The following is a 20,870-nucleotide window of genomic DNA, read 5'->3' on the forward strand; positions in this document are numbered from 1 at the left end:
AGAGTACCGAAATGAAGGCTGGCGCCGGCGATGCTCTGAAGCGCTGCCATGTCAAAACGCCTTCGGACAGCTGAACCCCGACAGCGCCGGGAGGAGCAAGGGATTGGCGGCCGAGCCGGTCTCCATCTTGTAGGCGACGTCGCGTCCGCCGATCACGAAGCGCGCCTCGGCGCCGCTGGCGTCGCCGGAGACGGTCGCCTTGTCCATGAGGCGCTTCAATGCCCACGGCCCCTCGAATTTGAGGACGGATTCGCGGCCCGGCATTTCCGGCGTCAGGCTGAGGCTGGCGGACCCGGAGGCGGCTCCGCTCGGCCATGTCACCGTGCTCGGCGCGTTGCCGGCCTGCGCGCTCTGCACCGTCTGCCCGTCGACATCGAGCACCGCGCTGTCGGCCTCGCTGTTCAGCGAGGTGGGGGTGAAGGTGATTGAGACCAATGGTGTCGAACCGCCTGAAGGAAAGAAGGCGCTGCGGATTTCCGCAGCCGACTGGAACGCCTTCAATGTCGACCTGGCGAGGTCGCGGCCGGCGCGCGCATTCGGCTTCCAGGCCCAGTCCTGCCCCGTCATGTCGATCAGCGGCGCCAGGTTCTGCGCGAAGAACCGGTCCATCAGGCCGCCCGGCGCGAACAGCTTGGCGAAGTCGGCCATGGAGATGTCCTCCGTGCTGTTCCCGGCGAAGGGATAGTGGCCGTTGACAGCTTCCTCGCAGGGGCGCGTGACCGTCTCGTCGAGCGTCTGGTTGAGGTTGGCGACGGAGGTCTCGGCGACATTGCCTTCGAATTCGTCCGCCGCCGCGTCGACCATGCGCGCGAGCGGCTTGGGCAGGCGCGAGGCATTGGCGCGCATCGTCGAAATCTGCAGCTTCAGGTTGGCGTTGACGCGCTCCGTCTGCGCGGGGACATCCACCGCCAGCTTCACGCTTTGGTAGATATCATGGAAGTTCTGCGTCAGCGCATCGAGCGGACGGCGCCCGCTGGAACCGCTCACCAGCGCCTGGAATGGCCTGAATTGCGCTTCCACGGTGGCGCCGGCGTTCTGCGCGGCGGACGAGCTTGCCCCCGCGCGGCTTTGCGACTTGCCGCCGGCGATCTGCAGGCCGATGCGGGCCAGGCCCTTGGCCGTAACAGCCGGGTCCTGCTGCGCCGCGCCGGGCTCGCCTGCGGAGGCGGTGCTGTCCTTCGTCAACGCCGTTTCATCGGCGATCGCCGTGAACAGCCGGTCCAGCGGCGAGTCCGGCGAGGCTGCGGCGGAAAGCGCGATATATTGCGGCTTGTCCTTCAGCATCGCCTTCAACTTCAATTGGTCGAGCGCGCCGTTCCAGGCGGAAGCGAATTCCTTGCCGTAGCGGTCGATGAGCTCGGGGCCCAGCCTGGGCAGGTCTTGGTCGATGCCGCCCTGCTCGCCGCCGCCGCCGAGAACCCATTGATCGTCGACCAGCATCTGCGCGATGCGCGAGAGCTGCGGCAGGTAGAAGGTATTGAAGCCGGCCCGGGTGTAGAGGCCGGGAACGTCAAGCTCGGAGAGCTCGCTGCCATCCATGCGTTCGAACAGCAGCTGCGCTTCCGGACCGGCGTTCGCGGCTACGGAAAAGTCCTGGAGCCTTGCGGCGTAGACCGCCGATCGGATCAGCGCCGATGCGCGGTCGGCAAGGCTCATGCGTCCGAGCGAGCGTTGCGCTGCCTCGACCAGCGGCTGGTTGAGCTCGAACACCGGGTCATAGGCATCATCGAGCGTGAGCATGGCGCGCAGATGCTTTTCGAGCTGCGCGCGGCCTTCGCGGTTGTTTTCGCCCGGGTAGCGGTTTTCCTCCCAGTCCTGCCTCATCCAGGAAACGACCAGCTCGTCGTCGACCTTCGGCGCCTTGCCGCCCAGCATCAGATAGATCTTCAGCGGTTCGTAGAGCGCGATCGGATCGGCCATCTTGGCCTGGATCGTCCGCTCCGCCTGGACCAGGAGACGGGAGCGGAAGCTCCGCTCCAGCGCCTGCCGGTAGGCGGTTTTGGAGGCCGACAGAAGTCTCTCGCGCTGGCTGAGCCCAAAGCTTTCCTCGACCGGCTTCGTTTGGCCGGCGCTTTCATATCCAGCCGGCAGGTTGCGCAGCTGGTCGAGCGGGCCGATGACGTTCTCGAGATCGACATCCGTCACCGTCGTGCTCTTGAGCAGGGAATCCGCGCTGTCGCGATACTGCGCCATCGCCTGGCGTGTCGAGGCGATCAGCGACTTGTTGGCCGAGAAGCTGAGGCCGAGCATGCCGAGCGCCGCCAGAGTCGCCAGCGCGATCGCGGCGAGGCCGCCAAATCGGGCGAGCCTGTCGCACCGCTCCGCGGCCCGGTCGAAGGAGACCCAGCCTGCCTCCGGGAAGATCACCTTTGCCAGAAGATCGTGCAGGAAGAAGCTTTTGCCGGTGCCGGAAAGATGCGCCTGCGAAGCGCCGCCGAAACTGCGGCCGATCGCGCCCAGCACCTGGTCGATGGGCGTTCCTTCCTGCGTGCCTGACGAAAAATAGAGCCCGCGCAGGCTGACGTTGACCTGGCTTCGGGACGGGTCGAACAAGCTGGTGACGAAACGCACGATGCGCGTTCTCAGCGCGGCGAACTGCGCCGGAAAGCCGAAGATCGCGATGCGCGCCACCGGGTCGGTCTCGTCCTGCAGCCGGTCGGCGATCTCGTCCGCCAGTTGCCTGGCCAGCGCGTCGAACTCGGCCGCAGCCTCGCCGACCATGTTCCTGTTGCGGTCCATGGTCTGGAAGGTCGCCCCCCACACCTTGCGCCGGCGGGCTTCGTCGAAATCGCCGAAATAATCCATGAAGCCGGCGACGAGGTCGGCCTTGGTGAAGAGCAGGTAGACCGGGAACTGGATCTTCAGCGTCTCGTGCAGCTCCCGCAGCCGGCTTCTTATTTCGGTGACATGCGCGTCGAGCTGCTGGTCGTCGAAGCCGATGAGATCGGCAAGGCTGATGGCGAGGATCACGCCGTTGATCGGCTGCCTGGTGCGGTATTTCTTGAGCAGTCCGAGGAAGGCGAGCCAGCTCGCCTTGTCGCGCTCGCGGTCCGACTCCTGCGTCGTATAGCGGCCGGCCGTGTCGATCAGCACGGCATCGTCGGTGAACCACCAGTCGCAGGACCGCGTGCCGCCGACGCCGGCCACCGGCTGGGCGTTGCCGGAACCCGCGAGCGGAAACTTCAGCCCTGAATTGACCAGCGCCGTCGTCTTGCCGGCTCCAGGCGGGCCGATGATGATGTACCAGGGGATCTCATAGAGGAAGTTGCGCCTGCCACTCGACCGCCTCAGCGTCGCAATGGCCTCGCCCATGCGCGCTTCGAGCACCTGTGAATCGTCGTTACGGTCGTCGCTGCGCGTGATGGCCGCTTCGAGCGCCTTCTGCGCCTTGCGTCCTTGCCAGAAGCTGACGCCGTAGAAGAGCGCGAGCAGGGCGACGCTCACGCCGATGATCGTCGCCCTGAGCCAGACCGGTCCAAGCGGACGAGTATCGGCAAAGCGGATCAGCGGCCCGGCATACCAGACCGCCGCCGAGAAACCGGCAAGCGCGGTGAGGCTGAATAGCCGCAGCACCCAGCGCATCAGTGCCGCTCCCCGCCGCGCCCGCTCACAACGTCTCCTCCTTCGGGATCATCACGTCGACGCGGCGGTTTTTCGCGCGGCCGTCCGCTGTCGCGTTATCGGCGATCGGTTCGTCCTCGCCCTTGCCGTCGACCGTTACCCGCGACGGGTCTTTCAATTGCGCGGCCATCATTGCCTGGACGGCTTTGGCGCGGGCAACGGAAAGATCGAAATTGGATTTGAACTGGCTCGACTTCTTCGGCTTCACATTGTCGGTGTGGCCGACAATCCGGATCGGTCCGGGCTCGCTATTCAGAGCCGTGGCGATGTCTGCCGCTACGGGCTGGAATTCCGGTTTCAGCTCCGCCTGCCCGGGCGCGAAGAGCAGCTGATTGTTGAGCTCCACCACGATGAAGTTGCCCTTCGTGCCGACCGTCAGCCCGCCGCCGGCGATCTCCTTGGCCAAAGCTGTGCTGATGCGGTCTATCTGGGTGGTGGCGGGAACGACCGGTGGCGGGGCGACTTCCGCGGGCTCGGCGAGTGGCGCCACGCTTGCGCGCTCGATGGTGACCGGCGTCGAAGGGTTGAGCGCCAGCAATTCGCCGGCGGTCACGTCGCCTTCGTCGGTGATCAAAACCCGCAACCCGAAGAACGCCGCCGTCACCAGCGTCGCGGCGGCGGCCGCGACCGCCCAAAGCGGCAACCGCGCGCTGGGCTTTGACAGCGTCGCCGCCATGCCTTGCCAATGGGGCGAGATGTCGTCCTCGGGGCGCGGCCTGAAGTAGCGGAGCGTGTCGTAGACGTCGCGGCGGACGCGTTCGAGAGCGTCCCGTTCGCCGGCCCGTCCGCGATATTGGCCCTCGAACCCGAGCGACAGGCAGGCATGCATGAGTTCCAATAGGTCGTGATGGCCCTCCGGACGGCCCAGAACCTTGTTCAGCGCCTCATAGAAACCGGCGCCGGTTGGCTTGGTGTGAAAGAACCGCGTTACCAGGCTGTGCCCGCTCCAGGCGTCGTCCTTCGGCCACGGCAGGTTGCCGACGAGGTCGTCGGCGGTCTCGCAAAGCGCGAATTTCGCGATTCTGCCATCCTCTTCGGCAATGCCGGCTCTCGCCATCTCCCGCTCGAACGTGTCGATCGCTTCGGCGATGTGCTCCGCAAGGGGCGCGGCTTGCCGCTCGACCGGCATCAGCCGCAACTGGCCGAACAGCATCAGCAGGGGTGCTGCGACTGCCAGAATTGGATTTGCCGCGGCGTATTTCACGCCATCCGTGGCGTTAAGCAGGATCTCCTGCTGCAGCGCGGGCGTCGACGCTGCGGCCGCCGGAGCCGCGCCTTGAACGACCATGGTCCCGGTCGACCAGCCGGTCGGCATCTGCCGGCCGATGCCGGGGTCGAACACCGTCGATTCCCTGAGCGCCGGCCCGACGGCAGCTGGAGAGGCGCCCTGAGCAGCCGCGGGCGAGCGTTGTCTTGGCCGCGGCGCCCGGATGACGGTCTTGCCCGCCGGCGCGGAGGGATCGTCCTTCGAGCTCATCGGCGGTCCACCGTCGAGGTGCAGCGAACCTTTCCTCGGCAAGGAAAGAAGCCGGCTACGCGCTTTTCATGCCGAGATTTGGCAGCGGGCCGGATGGAAAGGCTCATCTCGCCGAAACATGACATTGCTGCACACGCCCCAAGCCACGCCGCTTTGCCCGCCAGGCAAGCTTCCGAGAGCTATCCTAGTCGCCCAAGCACCCAATTGAAATCGGAAAGCAGGATGCTCGAAGCGGCGCTTTCTTCTGTGAGACCCGTCACATAGCGCCTGGCTCGGCTGGCCTGTTTGGCTACTTCTGCTTGCTGGCCTTGGCGTAGGCTTCGCTGAAATAGGCGAGGAAGACATCGAGCATGCCGTTTTCGTGCTTCTCCTCCATCGTCCGCCAGGTGGCGACGAGGGCATCCCAGGCCTGGCTTTTCTTGGAAGAGAAGGAGGCCGGCGGAAGTTTCCTGGCAATCGCCTCGGGCGACAGGTCGTCGAGCAGCTTGGAGAGCGCGGCCTGCATGGCGGCGTAAGTGGCGAGTTCATGCGTCTTGAGGTCCCGGAAGGCGTCCTCGACGCTGTGCGCGGCGTCGAGATAGCCGGCCCTGCGTTTCGCGAACATGATCTCCAGTATGTCGTCGGTGCCCGGAACGAATTTCAGCGGGTTGTTGTTCTCGGCGCCGATCATCGTGCGGTTTGCGCTTTTGGCCAGCACCTTGGCCGCCGCGCGCGCCTTGAGCAGCAGCGACAATTGCTCGACCGTGGTTCTGAGCACGGCGCCGATCTCGGCGGCCACTTCCTGCGGATCGCGCGACCGAAGCAGGTCCGGCGAAATGCCGGCCGCCTTCGCGATGTCCCGCAACAGCCTGTCGGCGTCCGCGGCGCGGCCAACCGACGCGCCCGGTGCCGGCTGCTGCAACGCCGAAGACGTCGATGCCGCTCCCTGTCCGGGCCGCTGCTCCGCCCGGCTGAAGAACGGCTCGTTGCCCAACTCCAGCGGCCTGCCCGTCGACGGCGGCAGCTCGCGTTGCGTCGACCCGGCCCGGCTTTGCGGATGGCCGGTCGCTGGCCGTTCCTCGTCGATCGACACGGCGATGACATAGCGCCCGATCAGCACCCGGTCGCCATGGGCCAGCCGGTGCGGCCCGGCCAGGCGCTGGCTGGAGCCGTTGACGAAGGTGCCGTTGCGCGAGATGTCGTAGAGCCAGAAGCCGCCCGCCTGGTAGCGGACCTCGCAGTGCCGCCCCGAGATGAACTTTTGCGGATCGGAGAGCGTCCAGTCGCAATTCTCGCGGCCGATCTCGAAGCTGCGGTCGCGGGCGGCATAGCTCGTCGAGCTGCCGGCGGGCAGTTTGTCGACATTGCTGATCTGCAGCGAGATGAACATCCGGAAGCGTCGCCGAACTTGGTAAATAAACACTTGTCTCTCGCAATTCCGGACGGGAGAACCGCTACCTGCTTTTCCCGGAATTGCTCCAGCATTCTAGCAGCTTGCGGGAGCGGCGGGAGAGGAGCGTTTCACACCGGCGCATGGGCGCTGTTTAGCCGTCGCTGTTGTTTGGCCGCCACCAAACATGTGCTAGGCTGGAGTGGTCCGGTGCGGTGAGTTCGAAACGTTCCCGAACGTGATGCAGTTTACAGAGCGGGGGCTTCAATCCATCACACTGGCGGCCGCGTCCAGGAGGGGCACGACCCATGCCGAACGAACGTGCCACGGTTGTGCAAACGCCGGTTGGCGGCGATGTGCTGACCTTCACCCATCTCGTCGGGCGTGACGAGATCAGCCGTTGTTTCGCCTATACCGTCGGTTTCGTCTCGAAGAGCCACGACGTCGATCCCCTGAAGATGCTGGGCGGTGTCGTTTCGGTCGAGGGCGAATCCGATCCGAAACGCTGGTTCAGCGGCCTGGTGTCGGAGTTCAAGCTCACCCGCATCGAGGATCGGCTGGCCTTTTATGAGGCAGTGGTCAGGCCGTGGCTCTGGTTCCTCGGCAACACCACCGATTGCCGCATCTTCCAGAACATGACGGCGGTCGAGATCGTCGAAAAGATCTTCTCGAAATACGGCATCGCGAAATTCGAGAAGCGGCTGCAGGGCTCCTATCCCCAGCGCGAATATTGCGTGCAGTATGACGAGAGCGACCTGGACTTCGTGCAGCGGCTGATGGAGCACGAGGGCATCTTCTATTTCTTCGAGCATGACGAGGGCAAGCACACGCTGGTCCTCTGCGACGCGATGAGCAAGCTGAAGGCGGCACCTGGTTACGAGAAAGTGCTTTATAATTTCGAGGGGCAGGCCTCCCGGCGCGACGTCGAATACATCACCGAATGGATTCCGGGCAGCGCGGTGCGGCCGGGCGCCTATGCCCACACCGACTATGATTTCGAGAAGCCCGGCGCCGACCTGATGGCGAAATCGGCCCAGCCGTTCAGCCACAAGGAGGCCGCGGGCGAAAACTACCGTCAGCCCGGCGCGCATCTCGATGTCGGCCGCGGCGACACGATCGCCGGAATCCGCCGCGAGGAACTCCAGGCGGTGCACCAGCGCAGCACGGCGGTGGGCACCGTGCGCGGCCTCTTTTCCGGCTGCAAGTTCAAGCTGGAAAGTTTTCCGCGCGACGACCAGAACCAGGACTATCTGGTGATCAGCGCCGAGTACCGGCTGTTCGACCCGGGCTACCGGACCCAGAACGAGGCCCACATCGAGAACTTCAAGGTGGTGCTTGGCGTCGCGCCCACCAAATTGCCCTACCGGCCGCCGCGCATCACGCCGCGGCCGATCATGCGCGGCCCGCAGACGGCGACGGTGGTCGGCCCTTCCGGCGAAGAGATCTTCACCGACAAATATGCGCGGGTGAAGGTGCAGTTCCACTGGGACCGCCTCGGCAAGAAGGACCAGAACTCGTCCTGCTTCGTGCGCGTGTCGCAGACCTGGGCCGGCAGCGGCTGGGGCTTCATCCAGATCCCGCGCATCGGCCAGGAGGTCATCGTCGATTTCATCGAGGGCGATCCGGATCTGCCGATCATCACCGGCCGCGTCTACAACGCCGCCGAGATGCCGCCCTACGGGTTGCCGGGGAACGCCACGCAATCCGGCTGGAAGTCGAATTCCTCGAAAGGCGGCGGCGGCTACAACGAGCTGATGTTCGAGGACAAGGCCGGCTCCGAGCTGGTCAATTTCCAGGCGCAGAAAGACCATCACCTGCTGATCAAGCACGATCGCAACAAGACCGTGCAACACGACCAGTCCGACCGCATCGACCACGACGCCAAGCACTCCGTCGGTCACAACCTCGACGAGGACGTCGGCAACAACAAGACGGTCAAGATCGGCGTCGACCAGACCACCAACATCGGCAGCAACGACACCGAGACGGTCGGCGCGAACCGCTCATTGACGGTTATGGCCAACGAGACCATCCATGTCGTAGCCAATTCCACCGAAAACATCGACGCGAACCACTCGCAGACGGTCGGCCTTGTGCAGACGGTGACTGTGGGCGCGGCGCGCATTGATAGTGTCGGAGCAGCAGAGACGAGGACCGTTGGCGCGGCGCAAATGAACACCATCGGCGCAACGCGGTCGGTGAGCGTGGGGATCAGTCAAAGCCACAGCATTGGCGCTGCGGACAGCTGGGACATCGGTGCCGGGCAGACTGTCAATATCGGTGCGGATCAAAGCGTGACCATTGGAAGCGCTCAGTCATTCAACGTCGGAGCGGCGCGTAGTGCCAGTATCGGGGCAGATGACTCGACAAACGTCGGAGGTGCTCATTCGCTGGGGATCGCAAAGGGCAGTTCGATCAGCGTCGGCGAGGACAGCTCGATCAATATCGGCAAGAAGCTGGTGATCAATGCTGGTGACGAGATTCTGATAAAATGCGGCTCTGCCAAAATCATGATGAAGAAGGACGGCTCGATCGGCATCGAGGGCAAGGACATCTCGATCAAGGGGTCCGGCACGATCAGTCTCAAGGCGTCCGGCGACATCACGATGAAGGGCTCGAAGATCAGTGAAAACTGAGGATGTGACCATGGGCGAGACGCGCGAACGCATCGAAGGGGTGGTGATCGGGATTTTCCTCGGGTTCGATAGTGGCGACCCGCTTGTGGTTTTTCCTGGCAATCCAAAGGAGACCGCCCTTCCGGCGCGAAGCTTGACCGAACTTGCCTCGAGCGAGATAGGCAGCGAAGTGGCACTGTTGTTTCAGGACGGCGATCCCGGCCGACCACTGATCGTCGGGCGCATCGTCGAGCCCGCGCGAAAGGCTTCTTCGCCGCAAGTCATTCGCGATGGTGAAAGTGTGCGTATAGTGGGCGAAGAGCGCATCGAACTGCGTTGCGGCGAGGCGACGATCCTTATGGAAAAGGATGGGCGCATCATCATCCGTGGCACCTACGTGACCAGCCAGGCGAGCGCCACCAACCGGATTCGCGGCGGCTCGATCGACTTGAACTGATGTCGGACGCGATAACTAATACCGATCTCGATGCGACGCCGCGGCCGCGCATTGTGGCTGAGGTCGTCAGGCAGCATGTCGAGCAGGCGGCGTTTTTCTGGGCTCAACGCGACACGCTGATGATGGCGGATCCGCCGGACATGGTGGCCGTGGCTGGCATCGACAAGCGGCTAGAGGCAAATCTCGACGGCATTCGCATCGCCGGCTCCGACGCCTGGTCGTTCATTTTCGCTGCCTACGAGGATTTTCCGCAGAAGGGCGAGCTGTTCGTTTTTGCCTGGGCGGCGTGCGAACAAGCCGATCCGAAACGCATTGCCGAAGCGGTCGAAATGGGCCGGCAAGCGGCGGACCGTGCTCCTGGCCTTGTGGGCGCGTTGGCCTGGCACAAGGCGCAGACGATCGCCTCGCTGGTCCGCGATTGGATCGGCACTCACGACGCGTTCAAGCGTTATCTGGGCGTGTCCGCATGTATCGGACATAATGTCGACCCGAAGCAGATGCTGGGGCGTCTGGTGCGCGATCCGGATGCCGGTGTACGCGCCGCTGCGCTGCGTTTGGCTGGAACATTAAAGCGCACAGACCTCGTCGGGGAGATGACGTATGCGTTGGACGATGCAGACGAAGCGCCGCGATTTTGGGCTGCCTGGGCGCTGACCCAGCTTGGCTCCGGGGACCTGGGGAGCCCAGCATTGCGCAAGACCGCTGTCTCAGGCGGGCCTGACGCGCTGACTGCGCTGCGCTCGGCAGTCAAGGCTGCTCCCGATAAGGATGTACGCGCTTGGTTGGGTGGGCTGTTGAAAGTACCTGAGACCGCGCCGCTGGCAGTGAGGGGCTCCGGCATGCTCGGCGACCGAACGCTCCTGCACTGGCTGATCCATCAGATGCGCGTCCCAACACTGGCGGCCGCTGCCGGAAGTGCCTTCCTTGAGCTTTATCCCGAGGCCCGCGAAGATGGTCAACTGTTCTCGGTCGAGACGTCCTTGCTGGGCCAAGCTTTCGCCGATCACTTCGACGACGATCCGCCATTCCTGCCGGTCGCCGACAAGGTGAAAGACTGGGCGAAGGAACGAAAACTGCTCGATTGAGCATTCTTTGAAATCAGCGCCCAGATTTTCAGCCGGAGCGCGAGACGTGCTCCGAGATCAACGCCAACCGGCGGGATCGATAAATCTGTGTATCCAACCCATCGTGTTGCCATTGGCAAAAAAACGTTGGCCCGGGAAATCGGGATGTTCGGTCAAGAAAAGTGGAGCCAGCGCATTGGCTACTGCAACATAGGGGACGTCGCTCATGTCCGGACGGTTGCGGTCGCAAGCTGAAGGTTGTTGACCTGCCATTAGGACAACAGCGTGTCTTCGTTGCGCCGCTGTTACCGTCGGCACATCGGAGAGGGCCGCGAGCGAGGCATGGATCTCAGGTTTCGAGGCAAAGTCACGGCCGACCAAGGTAAGCCAGTTGACGCCCTTTATACCTCTCTTTGTCAAAGGCAGCGTGCCATTCATGTGCTCGATGTCGACGCCCCAAAAGCGTCGCGCCCGGTTGTAGATGGCGTCGAACGCGTCTTCCATGAGCAGCGGTTCGTAGACGAAGGCCAGGCCGCCATGACCCGAATGCAGTGGCACGTTTTCCGCTATTGCCAGAGCAGCATCGACGAGGATTTCCAGATCGGCATCGATGGGGAGCAGCATGCGGACAAAGGCGAACAACCCCTCGTCCCTGAGATGCATACGCTGACAATTGAGGCTCCAGCTTCCGCGCGGCGCATCGATTTCAAGTCCATCCCAGTACTGCGCCTCGAATGCCCTGCCTTGCCTTATGCGCTCGCGTACGGGTTCGAAATAGGGGCGCGCGATGCCGGCAGCGGCTGCAGCCCTTCCATGCAAGGTCAGCATCGGCTGAGCGATCGATGACCAGAGCGGCAGCTCGGAAATCTTGAACTCGCAAAGTCTGTCCGGAGGGCAAACGCGTTCGTACAAGTCAAGCAGATACTCGAAATGACGCTCCGTCGGTCCTTCGATATAGACCGTCAGATCGAGCATGATCTTCAACGCAACCTCGTCGCCGACCATCAAAGGCCGCGTGAGCGCTGCAGATAGATTGGGGACCTGCATTTCAACTATTCCGCGTCGTCTCGGGAGACACCCTTGGTCTCGTCGTCGATCATGCCGCGCAGCAGATTGAGCTTGTGGATCAGGAATGAGGTGAAGTCGGGAAAGCGCCTCTCCTCAGTGGTGATGTCGAGTGCGACAAAATCCATTTCGCCGTCGGAACGGACCGTATGGGGGTCGATATAAAGGCACTGGTTCGAATCTTCCCCGAGGAAGACCGGGAGGGCCCCGTTCTTAAACGGATTCTCCTGGTCGAGCTCGTCGAAGATCTCCTGCAGATCCTCGAGATGTTCTTCGACCCATTCGGCCCTTTGGTCCTCGACCGAAAGCAGTTTGGCGTCGCCCGACAAACCTCCCCAACCGTTGTGAAGCTTCAGAAATTCGCGGTAGCTGGGTGGCAAGGGCTTCCCCAGCCTCTTCTCCAGAGTGGCAAGCTGCCTATCGGAACAGGGTTTGCCCAACGGATGATCATACTCTTCGTCGAACGCCAGCCGGTCGTACGTGCGCAACGCTTCCGCCAACTGTGCGATCAGTTCTGGAAGTGACGATGTCTTTTTTGCCATGGATCTCTGCCCTTTATCCGAAGAGTTGTTGCAATGGCATTTCACGTTCAGATCGAGATCTGCCGGCTCTCAGCAGCAATCGCCCTTGACGCCGGTGTGCTTGCCGGGACCACTCGTCTTCAACTGGTTGAGCTGACCGCCGATCCACCGGTTGGGCCGGCGCGACATCCATCTCAGATTGCTGAGCCTGCTTGGATGGCCGCAGAATTGAATCTCCTTGATATGGTCGACGCTGAAGCTCTTGTAAGGCGGAGAGCTTGACTCGGCTTTCTTCTGCAAGGCGTCGCGACAGTAATCGGGGGCCTTGTTCGATATGTGTTTGAAACCTTTTTTGTTAAGCGCCTGCACCTCCGGATTGCTGCTTTGGCGCATCGCCATGCCGCGCAGCTGGCTCGCTCGCTTGTCGCCGGCTTCACGCAACTTGTCGTAGCCGCGAGGCCCCTTTCCGCCACCGGCACTCTTTATGCCGCCCGGGCTGTTCATCATCTTGTTGATTTGAGCAAGTTTCTTACAGATCTCTTCTTGCTCGCACGAATTGAACTTGTGGCGCCCCGGTGAAGGTTTTCCAGGAGCGTCCGTGCACGGTATGGTCAATATGTTCGGCTTGCCGGGAGGGGCAGGGTTCAAATTGCCCATCAAATCGACGGTATTCTGGTTGTTGTGAAATTTCTTGTCAGTGTCGCGGCAGGCGTTGCTGCCATCCATCTTGACGTCGAAAGAATATGTAATCCAATCCGTCGCCTGCTTGAACGTGTTGGACTTGACTCCGCCTACCGTGCCCGGCTCGTCGCCGGTGGACATCTTGTACTGCGAGCCCTTGATGGCGATCATCTGGCCGCCCTTCGCAAAGACAGTCGTGGTTCCGTCACCCAACGTGCTGCTCATTGCGAAATTCGGATAAGGCATTGGCACAGGGCCGCCAGGCGTTGGCGTCTTGCAGACGTCCGGTATCGTCGCTTTCGAAAAGCCGGTGGAGCTTTTGTGCGTGAGGCCGAGACCGTTCACGGTGATGTGGGTCGGCATCAGCGTGATCCCCCCGGACCACCGAGCAGCGCGGCGGCGCGCGTGCCATTTTCGGAACTTGCCCAGATCAGGGAAAGCGGGCCCTTGCTGTAGCCTCGGGTTTCAGCCTCCGCGACTAGACTGACGAACAGTGGCCCTGAAGCGGCACCTATATCACCCCAGCAATCCGCCGGCGTTTCGAAATCCGCAGCGTCCCGGAAGCGACCTGGGTTGCGCAGGACTGCGAAACCATACTCGTTGCCGCGATAACGCTCGCCATTCATGTCGCAGATGATGCGATCGACCGGGTCGATTGGTGCCTGGTCGAACAAAAGCTGAAAGGCCGTGCTCAGGCCCTCACCGAGGCAGATTGTCCTTGTCTTGATCTTGTTTTCCTCGAAGGCCACGGAAGTGCAAAGCACCTCGAGCAGAGGTTGGATACCCAGTTGCCGCGCGGTCTGCAACTGGGTCATCAAGCAGAAACCGGCGCCTTCGCCCGGGCAGAACCCGTAGGTGTTTTCATCGGAATGGAGCTGCTCGCGCTCATCCAGCCACTCCAGCGTTTCCGGTTCGAGATAGCTGTCCACGCCGCCCACGAGGCAAAATCTGGCTTTGCCGTCCTGAAGCATCCGATAGCCATGGTGAATTGCCAGCAGTCCCCCCGCATGGCCGCCGGCGTTGGACCCGCCGCCGGCCAGATTGACACCCTGTGACAGCTTGGCGCGAAGTCCGGCGTCGGTTCTGGCGGCGAAATCGCCGTCCTGCCCCGGGCGCGGCTCGCCGGTTGACAAAATGAGTGCGACCGGCACGGACGGATCCGTCCTGCGCAGAGGCGCCAGGGCATCGAGCGCCGGGCCGGCCGCGATCGCGACAGCGCGATCAGGTCCACTCAGCGCCGCGTCGATGCCGCTGTCGCGGGTCACCTTCATCCGCTCGCCGACACGATCGATCATATAGGGATGATCCTGTATGGCCGATATCCCGGCGCGAACTGCGGCGGCGCTCGCCTCCGAGGAAAATCCGAGCGGAGTGCGTGCGCCGATCCCGACGATCACTATCGTGTTTCCACCCACCATCAGCTTGGCCCCAGCCAGACACCTGTGCGGCTTATCGAGGGAGAAACCCCCGTGCGTCGTCGAATGCGAATGGTGGTGGTGGAAAGCTTCTCCTCGTCAAAGAGCACGGGAAGAGCCGAAAGCCAAGTTATGCTGAATTGCCGGTCGTCCGGTCTGATGCGCAGCGTGTGGATCGTAGCGCCTCCGTGCTTTACGTCCGGCAGGCCCTTGAAATGCGAAGTGATGTCGTAGGTTATCCGCGGCAACAGGAACTGCATGAATCCATCGGCGGTGAACCCGCCTAGCCTGACGTCTTCATATCCAATCAGTGGCGATTTGGTTTGCTGGTCCTCCGGCGCGCATTGATAGTGCAGACGGTTGAAATCGCGCGGCAGCAGGGGATTGCGCGTTTGCTCCCATTCCTTGCCGTAGGTTCCCGCATATCTGGCACGCGGCTGCCAATGCGGCGCGACCGGTCCAAAACCGGCGGGACGGCCGCTTCGGTGGTCGCGATAGGGTGCGTCCTGGTATTCGAAGTTGGGAGCCGTCTTGCCGATCAACCGTTGCGGGCTCACGGCAAACCCCGTGCCGACCGGATTGCGCTGATCCCAATCCGGACTGGCCCGCTCCATATCGGCGCCGCCAAAGGTGCGGCGCCAACTGATCGGCAGTCGAATGAACGGCTCCGGGCTGGTCATCCGCACTGAAACCGGGCCGGGAACGAAAGACCTGTTCCCGGTCACCTTGACGGTCTTGTCGAGCTCGCCGATCTTGATACGAGCCAGGGTTTCGACATTTGGCTGGCCCCCTGGAGCGTGGACGTGCCCTTCGACAAGCACGTCCGTATGCTTCTTCTCGATTTGGAAATCGTCATCGTCCGCCAATTCGCTGCCGTCAGCGGAAAAGACCGGCGCCATGTTGACGGGCACTTGTTTCTGCAACGGCGTCTGCTCGCCGGTGGGGTCGATCTGGAAGGAGGCCTTGATGGCCACAAGCCAGACCTCCTGGCCGCTTTCGTCGCGTGTCCACAGGCCCTCGGCCGCAAATGGCGTATGGTTGGACAATGGGAACATCCTGACGGCGCTCCCTCAATGCCGCGGCATGGTGCGAGGCCCCCAGCCCAACGCCGCGCTCGCTGTTTGCGTTCGCGCGAAGCCCGCACCTTTGCTGGATGCTTCGGCGGGTTGGGCTGGATGGGTGCCGGTTTGCATCAGCTGGTCTCCCTACTGCCGGCGAAGATCTGCTCCAGCGTCTGCTGCGGCGCCTGCGGATCGACGTCGAAAATATCCGTGCGCGCGGTCCACATCACGAGCTCGTCGATGATGTCGCCGTCCGGCTCGACAGATGGCGCGGGCAGGGCAGTCAGCGCGGCATCCAGCTCGTCCGGCGTCATCTCACCTCGTTGCGCGGCGAAGGCGGCTCTTTCGATGCCGTCGAACCAGTCATCGGAATAGGCCAGCTTCAGGGGCGCTTCGGCAAGCCGCGCGACGACGCTGAGCGGAAACCGCCTGCCGACCCTGTCGGCGCTCTGCAGCACGATACCCGCAGCGGCGCCGAAGGCGGCGGGGCCGCTGAGGAAGCGCAAGGCGGTGTCTGCCGGCCACGTCTCAGCACCAAACAGCGGGACGATGTGCTGCGCCAGCCAGCGGTCCCAGACGCGCACGAAATCGCCGGCAAGCCGCCGCGTCACGAAATCGCCGGTGGCGGGCATCTTGCCGTAGAAGCCGGGTGCGTTCAGATCTGCGGCGGACATGTGAACTTCTTGAACATCTCGAGCGTGTAGGGGTTCTCGACGCTGGCTGCCTTGAGCTCGAAGTCGGCATACATGCCTTTCGTGCCGAGCCGCAGGCTGTAGACGTCGGCAAGCTTGGTTCCGTTGAATTTGCCGCCGCGCAGCATCCTCAGCCACGCCCAGCTGCCGGTCTCGTTGAGCATCACCTCGGGCGAGCCGTCGACCGGCTGGAAGGCGAGCGAGATCACACCTGTCCCGTCCTTGCCGGGCCATGTCATCGGCTGCGGCCTGGTCGCGTTGTTGTAGTAGACGAGGTTCTGGCCATCGAGGTTGAGCGTCACGCGTGCCACGTTGGGCGACAGATCCTTGGGCTCCAGCGTGAAGTTCATCACCGGGCCAGTGCCGCCGGGAAACAGATCGTCGCGGATGTGCCTTGCCTGCTCGAACGCCGCCAGCGCCGCGGCATCGAGGCCGAAGTCGGCGCGCCATTTCCAGGGTTCGCTGGCGGTGTCGACATAGTTGATCAGATGGTCGTTGATGAAGGCGTCGATCAGCCCGGCGGGCCCGAACAGGCGCTGGAAGTCGCGCACGTTGACGTCCACCGCGCTCTCCGGGCTGAACGGATAGCGGTTGTTGAGCGCCGCCTGGCAGAAGGGCAGGATGTCGGCGCGCCAGATGGCGTTGAGCTCGTTGGTGACGGCCTTCTGCGACAGGCCGCTGGTGTCGCCGGCAATCCCGCCCAGCCAGTCGTTGATCGGCGAGGGCAGGATCTGCGCCTGCCGGGCCACCGCCCCCGTCAATTCGGCAAGGCCGCCCTGCTTCTTGATGGCGTCCTGCGGGTCGGGGTTGGCCGTCACCGTCTGCAGCACGTTGGACAGCGCCGTCAGCGCCACCACGGCGGCGTCGAGCGCCGGAGGCTGACCGTCGACCTCCGCGATCGTGCTCTTCAGCGGCTTGAAGTGCTCGGCCACCAGGCTGCCGGTCATGTCGACCTGATCGGCCGAGCCCGCGCGCGGCAGGAGCTTCGCCCCTGTCTTCACCACCTTGCCTAGCTTGCCGAGCTTGGAGAGCAGCTTCGATCCGGTCTTGGCCGCGCCGCCTTTGTCGTCGGCCGCCGCTTCGTCGGACCGGGTGAGATCGACTTCCTGCACCACCGCCGTCAGCAGCCGCTTCAGCGCGGAATCGGCGCTCGAAAGGTCCTTCAGGTTTTCGCTGGCGATGTTGAGGTCGCTCAGCGGCGCCAGCCGCATGTCGCGCAGAAAGCTGTCCCACTGCGAAATGTAGTCGTCGTAGTAGAGTTTCAGAATGTCTTCAGACAGCGCCGACACCGACGTCTCGGAATTCTCCGAGCAGCCGCCGGCGAACACCGCGCGATCGAGCGCAGCCTGGGCGGCGACCTCCTCGACCCGGTCGAGAATTGCATCGTGAAAGCCCGCATAAGTGAAGGGGCCGGGAACGCCGACGCGCAGCGTCTTGTCGGAGCGGCGCGCGAACACCTTGGCGCCGTTCGGTCCGGCGAAATTGGCGGGCACCCATTCCTTGACGGCGGCCACTTCCGGGTCGGCCAGCAGCTGTTTATAGGCGCGCTCCGGCAGCGAGATCGTGCACACCGTCTTCAGCGCCTCGGCCACTAGCTCCTTGTCCGGGGCGATGTAGCTGTCGTCGACCGCCATGCGGCGGATCGCGGCGAGTTGGTGCTCCTCGGCGTCGGCAGTGGGGAAGGGCGGGGCGGGGGCGAATTCCGGCAGGCTGTTCACCCACCAATTCTGCACGAAGTCGGTGTCCATCTGCGACAGGCCCGTCATCATGCGATAGGTCTTCAGCGCGCCGAGCATGAAATCCGGATCACGGATCTGCCGCCACATCGTGGCTTCGAGCAGCGCCACCATATGCGGCTCGAGCACGTTGCGCAGCGCGTGGTCATAGGTATCGGTCTGCGCGCGCACGAGTTCCGCGGAAGCCGTCGGGCCGAGCAGATTATGGACAGCATCCGGCGGCGCGGTGCGCGCCGTCGCCACCGCGTCCATCGCGGCCAGCGCTCCGTCCATCGTCGGCTGTTCCACCGAAGCCGGCGCGGCGGCGACATCGGTCAGCGGCGCCTGCAGCGCCTCGAACTGGCCGGCCTGCTCGGTGATCGCATTGCGGTTGTCGAGATAGGACCAGGTGAACAGCCCACAGGCGAGCAGGGCGGCAAGCACGCATGCCGCAGCCGCGCCGCGCCAGATCCAGGCGCGGCGGCGCTGCGCCAGTGGGTCGAACGTGCCGAGACCCGCTTCTTTGAAGATGACTTCAGTCAAGAGATTCCTCAGGAAGAAGCTGCGCTTCTCGACGCGCGGCGTAAGCATCGCGCGCCGCGGCGGCAGCCCGAAGGAGGAGGACAGCGCCGCGGTCAGCCGGTCGATCGGCGCGCCTTCCTGCGTCGCCGAGGTCAGATAGAGGCCGCGCAGCCAGGCTGCTTCCTCGTAGCGGCTTTCGCCGAACATCGCCTCGATCAGCACCTGGATCGGCTCGGAGAGGCTGGCGAGCTGGGCCGGGAAGCGGAAGATCTCGGCGCGCGCGCCGAGCTTGTCCTCGTCCTCCAGCCGCGGCACCAGCCGCCGCTCCAGTTCCGTGGCGAGCGCGGCGAGTTCCTTCTCGATGGTCTTGGCATCAATGCGGGCGTCGAGCGGGAAGGTCGTCCCCCACACCTGCTCGCGGGCCGTCGTCGACAGGCCGCCGAAGAAGGCCTCGAACCCCTTGATCAGGTCGGCCTTGGTCAGCATCAGATAGACGGGAAGGCGGATTTCGAGGCGGTCGTTCAGCTCCGCCAGCCGGCGGCGGATCTTGCGCCCATGCGCCTTGATCGCCTCGTCGCCCTCCGAGAGCGCATCGATCGACAGCGCGACGACGACGCCGTTCAGCGCGCGGCGCCCACGATGCTTCTTCAGAAGATCGAGGAAGCCAAGCCATTCCGTCGCATCGACATCCGGCTGGCTCTCCTGCTGGACATAGCGGCCGGCTGTGTCGATCAGCACCGCGTTCTCCGAAAAGAACCAATCGCAGTTGCGCGTGCCGCCGACGCCTTGCAGGTCGTCGGTGAGGTCGATCGGGAAGTTGAGGCCGGACTGCCGCAGCGCCGTCGTCTTGCCGGTGGCCGGCGGCCCGACGATGACATACCACGGCATCTCGCGCAGGAATTTCCGGCCGCCGAGCTTGCGCCGCTTGAGCTCGGCCATCACCTCGCCGAATTTGGCGCCGACGGCGGCGACGCTCTCCTCGCCGGGGGTAAGCTGCTTTTCCTGCACGGGCGCGGCGATCTCGGCCACGAACATGCGGTTGGCACGGATCGCGCGGCGCTGCGCGATGATCAGCCAGATCAGCCAAAGGATGATCAACCCGGCGATCATGGCGATGCGCACATTGTCGGACTCGAACGGCACGTAAGGGCCGACCTGGACGATCGGGCCGAACACCCAGATCAGCAGCGAAAGCAGCGCAATGCCGATCAGCGTCCAAAGGAAGCGCGAGGTGAGCACGGCCCAGAGGAAGCGCAGGATGAACATCAGAGCCTCTTCTCGACCAGGACCTCGACGCGGCGATTGAGCGCGCGGCCCTCGCGCGTCGAGTTGTCGGCCACCGGATCGGTCTCCGCGCGCCCTTCGGAATGGATGCGCTCCTGCGGCACGCCGGCCTGCACCAGAAGGTCGGCTATGGTCTCGGCGCGCGCTTCCGACAGCCGCTGGTTGGACGAAAGCGGGTTCGATTTTTGCAGACGCACATTGTCGGTGTGGCCGACGACGGTGATGTTTCCGATCAGCTCCTGATTGGCAAGGATCACCTTGGCGATCGACTCGACCAGCGGCTCGTAGCCTGGGGTGAGCGTCGGGCGCGACGACTGGAACAATTCGGGGTTGGAGGACTGGATGACGAGCTTGGCCAGTGACACGCTCTCTGTGCCGCTCAGCGCGCCCTTGAGGTTGTCCGGCGCCTCTGCCTTGAATTCCGGCAGCAAGGCAAAATCGACCGGCTGCGGCGGTTCGGGTTCGGGTGCATCTGGTTTGGGCGCGGCGCGGGTAACGTCGCCACGCGCGGGCGGCGGCAGGGTGCGGACCAGTGCGGAGAGCTCGACCGCCTGGCTGCTCAGCCCCATCGACAGACCAACATAAGCGGTGGCGGCGATGACCACGGCCGCCAGCGCCATCACCCAGATCGGCACGATGAAGCGCTGCGGCTCGTCGGAGGCGATCACGCCCTTCCAGTTCGGCGACAGCGGCGAGTCTTCGGCGTCGGCATTGCGCAGGAAGCGGGCCGCCGCCACGCGAACCGCGTTGAGCGAGCGGTCGCCGGCGCGGCCAGGCACGCGATATTTGCCGCGGAAGCCGAGCGCCAGGCAGTAATATTGCAGCTCGAGCATTTCGCGGTCGCGGTTGGGGTGCCGCTCCAGTTCGTCGAGACGCGAGAAGAACTGCGTGCCGGCATCGACATCGCCGCGCAGCATCACCACCAGCGGCTGGCGCGGCCATGCGCTGGCGCCGCCCCAGGGCGTGTTGAGCGCGAGATCGTCGAGCAAGGCCGCCACCGCCCAGGCAGCCTGGTCGGCCCGCTCCAGCGAGGAGCCCGCGGCCATCGCGGCATCGCGCGCCCGCACCAGCTCGTCGAGCAGGCGCGTGCGCAGCACTTCCGGGTTCTCGGGCGCCAGGGCGCTTTCGAGCTCCGGCGCGAATTCGAGCAGCGGGGCGAAGGTGTTGATCAGCGTGTTGGGGTGGGCGCGCGCCCGCTTCACCGGCGCGCCCGGCGCCAGCGGCGCCATTGGCCTGGGCGCCGCACCCGTCAGCCTGATGCGCGTGCGTTCGCGATCCTCCGACAGTCCGAAAGGATCATCCCGGCTCATG

At 64.0% G+C, this 20,870-nt stretch carries 14 protein-coding genes; 3 read left to right on the top strand and 11 right to left on the bottom strand.

The features are described 5' to 3' along the window. Window positions 1-51: 51 nt before the first annotated feature. The 3 genes from tssM (RFN30_RS00225) to tagH form a co-directional block, all read right to left on the bottom strand. A complete protein-coding gene (gene tssM, locus RFN30_RS00225; RefSeq protein WP_320260132.1) occupies window positions 52-3,582 on the bottom strand; it encodes a type VI secretion system membrane subunit TssM in 3,531 nt (1,176 codons plus the stop codon). Window positions 3,583-3,607: 25 nt separating this feature from the next. After that, window positions 3,608-5,098: a type VI secretion system protein TssL, long form gene (tssL, locus tag RFN30_RS00230; RefSeq protein WP_320260133.1), complete on the bottom strand. Its 1,491-nt coding sequence runs from the start codon at window positions 5,096-5,098 to the stop codon at window positions 3,608-3,610. Between the two features lie 289 nt (window positions 5,099-5,387). Next, window positions 5,388-6,467, bottom strand: a complete 1,080-nt coding sequence (tagH, locus tag RFN30_RS00235) for a type VI secretion system-associated FHA domain protein TagH (RefSeq protein ID WP_320260134.1) — start codon at window positions 6,465-6,467, stop codon at window positions 5,388-5,390. Between the two features lie 308 nt (window positions 6,468-6,775). Between tagH and RFN30_RS00240 the strand changes: the two genes are divergently transcribed. From RFN30_RS00240 to RFN30_RS00250, 3 genes are read left to right on the top strand one after another with little or no spacing between them, the layout of a single operon-like run. After that, on the top strand, window positions 6,776-9,103 hold the full coding sequence (locus RFN30_RS00240; protein WP_320260135.1) for a type VI secretion system Vgr family protein: 2,328 nt from the start codon (window positions 6,776-6,778) through the stop codon (window positions 9,101-9,103). 10 nt (window positions 9,104-9,113) lie between these two features. Then, window positions 9,114-9,539: a DUF6484 domain-containing protein gene (locus RFN30_RS00245; protein ID WP_320260136.1), complete on the top strand. Its 426-nt coding sequence runs from the start codon at window positions 9,114-9,116 to the stop codon at window positions 9,537-9,539. Further along, window positions 9,539-10,624 (top strand): HEAT repeat domain-containing protein, encoded by a 1,086-nt coding sequence (locus RFN30_RS00250; protein ID WP_320260137.1) that lies wholly within the window; start codon window positions 9,539-9,541, stop codon window positions 10,622-10,624. The genes RFN30_RS00245 and RFN30_RS00250 overlap by 1 nt, the downstream gene beginning before the upstream one ends. Before the next feature lie 57 nt (window positions 10,625-10,681). On the opposite strand, the gene RFN30_RS00255 is transcribed toward RFN30_RS00250, so the two are convergent. The 8 genes from RFN30_RS00255 to tssL (RFN30_RS00290) all read right to left on the bottom strand — a co-directional run bounded on the left by RFN30_RS00255 (window position 10,682) and on the right by tssL (RFN30_RS00290) (window position 20,869). Next, window positions 10,682-11,650, bottom strand: a complete 969-nt coding sequence (locus RFN30_RS00255) for a type VI immunity family protein (RefSeq protein ID WP_320260138.1) — start codon at window positions 11,648-11,650, stop codon at window positions 10,682-10,684. A 5-nt stretch (window positions 11,651-11,655) separates the two neighbouring features. Then, a complete protein-coding gene (locus tag RFN30_RS00260; RefSeq protein ID WP_320260139.1) occupies window positions 11,656-12,210 on the bottom strand; it encodes an SMI1/KNR4 family protein in 555 nt (184 codons plus the stop codon). Window positions 12,211-12,279: 69 nt separating this feature from the next. Continuing rightward, entirely contained in the window at window positions 12,280-13,233 is a 954-nt protein-coding gene (locus RFN30_RS00265) for a DUF4150 domain-containing protein (RefSeq protein WP_320260140.1), read from the bottom strand. Further along, the gene (locus RFN30_RS00270; RefSeq protein ID WP_320260141.1) at window positions 13,233-14,267 is read right to left on the bottom strand and encodes a beta-ketoacyl synthase N-terminal-like domain-containing protein; all 1,035 of its coding nucleotides are present in this window, start codon (window positions 14,265-14,267) and stop codon (window positions 13,233-13,235) included. The genes RFN30_RS00265 and RFN30_RS00270 overlap by 1 nt, the downstream gene beginning before the upstream one ends. A gap of 20 nt (window positions 14,268-14,287) precedes the next feature. Then, on the bottom strand, window positions 14,288-15,340 hold the full coding sequence (locus RFN30_RS00275; protein WP_320260142.1) for a DUF2169 family type VI secretion system accessory protein: 1,053 nt from the start codon (window positions 15,338-15,340) through the stop codon (window positions 14,288-14,290). 137 nt (window positions 15,341-15,477) lie between these two features. Next, window positions 15,478-16,020, bottom strand: coding sequence for a type VI secretion system-associated protein TagF (tagF, locus tag RFN30_RS00280; RefSeq protein ID WP_320260143.1), 543 nt, complete (start codon window positions 16,018-16,020; stop codon window positions 15,478-15,480). Then, window positions 16,002-19,541, bottom strand: coding sequence for a type VI secretion system membrane subunit TssM (gene tssM, locus RFN30_RS00285; RefSeq protein ID WP_320260144.1), 3,540 nt, complete (start codon window positions 19,539-19,541; stop codon window positions 16,002-16,004). Before tssM (RFN30_RS00285) ends, tagF begins: the two co-directional genes overlap by 19 nt. Continuing rightward, the gene (tssL, locus tag RFN30_RS00290; RefSeq protein ID WP_320260145.1) at window positions 19,541-20,869 is read right to left on the bottom strand and encodes a type VI secretion system protein TssL, long form; all 1,329 of its coding nucleotides are present in this window, start codon (window positions 20,867-20,869) and stop codon (window positions 19,541-19,543) included. The genes tssM (RFN30_RS00285) and tssL (RFN30_RS00290) overlap by 1 nt, the downstream gene beginning before the upstream one ends. Between the last annotated feature and the right edge of the window lies 1 nt (window position 20,870).

Origin of the sequence: Mesorhizobium dulcispinae (genome assembly GCF_033977345.1) — a bacterium.
Classification (GTDB): Bacteria; Pseudomonadota; Alphaproteobacteria; order Rhizobiales; family Rhizobiaceae; genus Mesorhizobium; species Mesorhizobium dulcispinae.

What these genes read in the sequence shown, in the direction of transcription:
- tssM (WP_320260132.1), bottom strand. Translation starts at nt 3,582, where the DNA reads ATGCGCTGGGTGCTGCGGCTATTCAGCCTCACCGCGCTTGCCGGTTTC.
- tssL (WP_320260133.1), bottom strand. Translation starts at nt 5,098, where the DNA reads ATGAGCTCGAAGGACGATCCCTCCGCGCCGGCGGGCAAGACCGTCATC.
- tagH (WP_320260134.1), bottom strand. Translation starts at nt 6,467, where the DNA reads ATGTTCATCTCGCTGCAGATCAGCAATGTCGACAAACTGCCCGCCGGC.
- RFN30_RS00240 (WP_320260135.1), top strand. Translation starts at nt 6,776, where the DNA reads ATGCCGAACGAACGTGCCACGGTTGTGCAAACGCCGGTTGGCGGCGAT.
- RFN30_RS00245 (WP_320260136.1), top strand. Translation starts at nt 9,114, where the DNA reads ATGGGCGAGACGCGCGAACGCATCGAAGGGGTGGTGATCGGGATTTTC.
- RFN30_RS00250 (WP_320260137.1), top strand. Translation starts at nt 9,539, where the DNA reads ATGTCGGACGCGATAACTAATACCGATCTCGATGCGACGCCGCGGCCG.
- RFN30_RS00255 (WP_320260138.1), bottom strand. Translation starts at nt 11,650, where the DNA reads ATGCAGGTCCCCAATCTATCTGCAGCGCTCACGCGGCCTTTGATGGTC.
- RFN30_RS00260 (WP_320260139.1), bottom strand. Translation starts at nt 12,210, where the DNA reads ATGGCAAAAAAGACATCGTCACTTCCAGAACTGATCGCACAGTTGGCG.
- RFN30_RS00265 (WP_320260140.1), bottom strand. Translation starts at nt 13,233, where the DNA reads ATGCCGACCCACATCACCGTGAACGGTCTCGGCCTCACGCACAAAAGC.
- RFN30_RS00275 (WP_320260142.1), bottom strand. Translation starts at nt 15,340, where the DNA reads ATGTTCCCATTGTCCAACCATACGCCATTTGCGGCCGAGGGCCTGTGG.
- tagF (WP_320260143.1), bottom strand. Translation starts at nt 16,020, where the DNA reads ATGTCCGCCGCAGATCTGAACGCACCCGGCTTCTACGGCAAGATGCCC.
- tssM (WP_320260144.1), bottom strand. Translation starts at nt 19,541, where the DNA reads ATGTTCATCCTGCGCTTCCTCTGGGCCGTGCTCACCTCGCGCTTCCTT.
- tssL (WP_320260145.1), bottom strand. Translation starts at nt 20,869, where the DNA reads ATGAGCCGGGATGATCCTTTCGGACTGTCGGAGGATCGCGAACGCACG.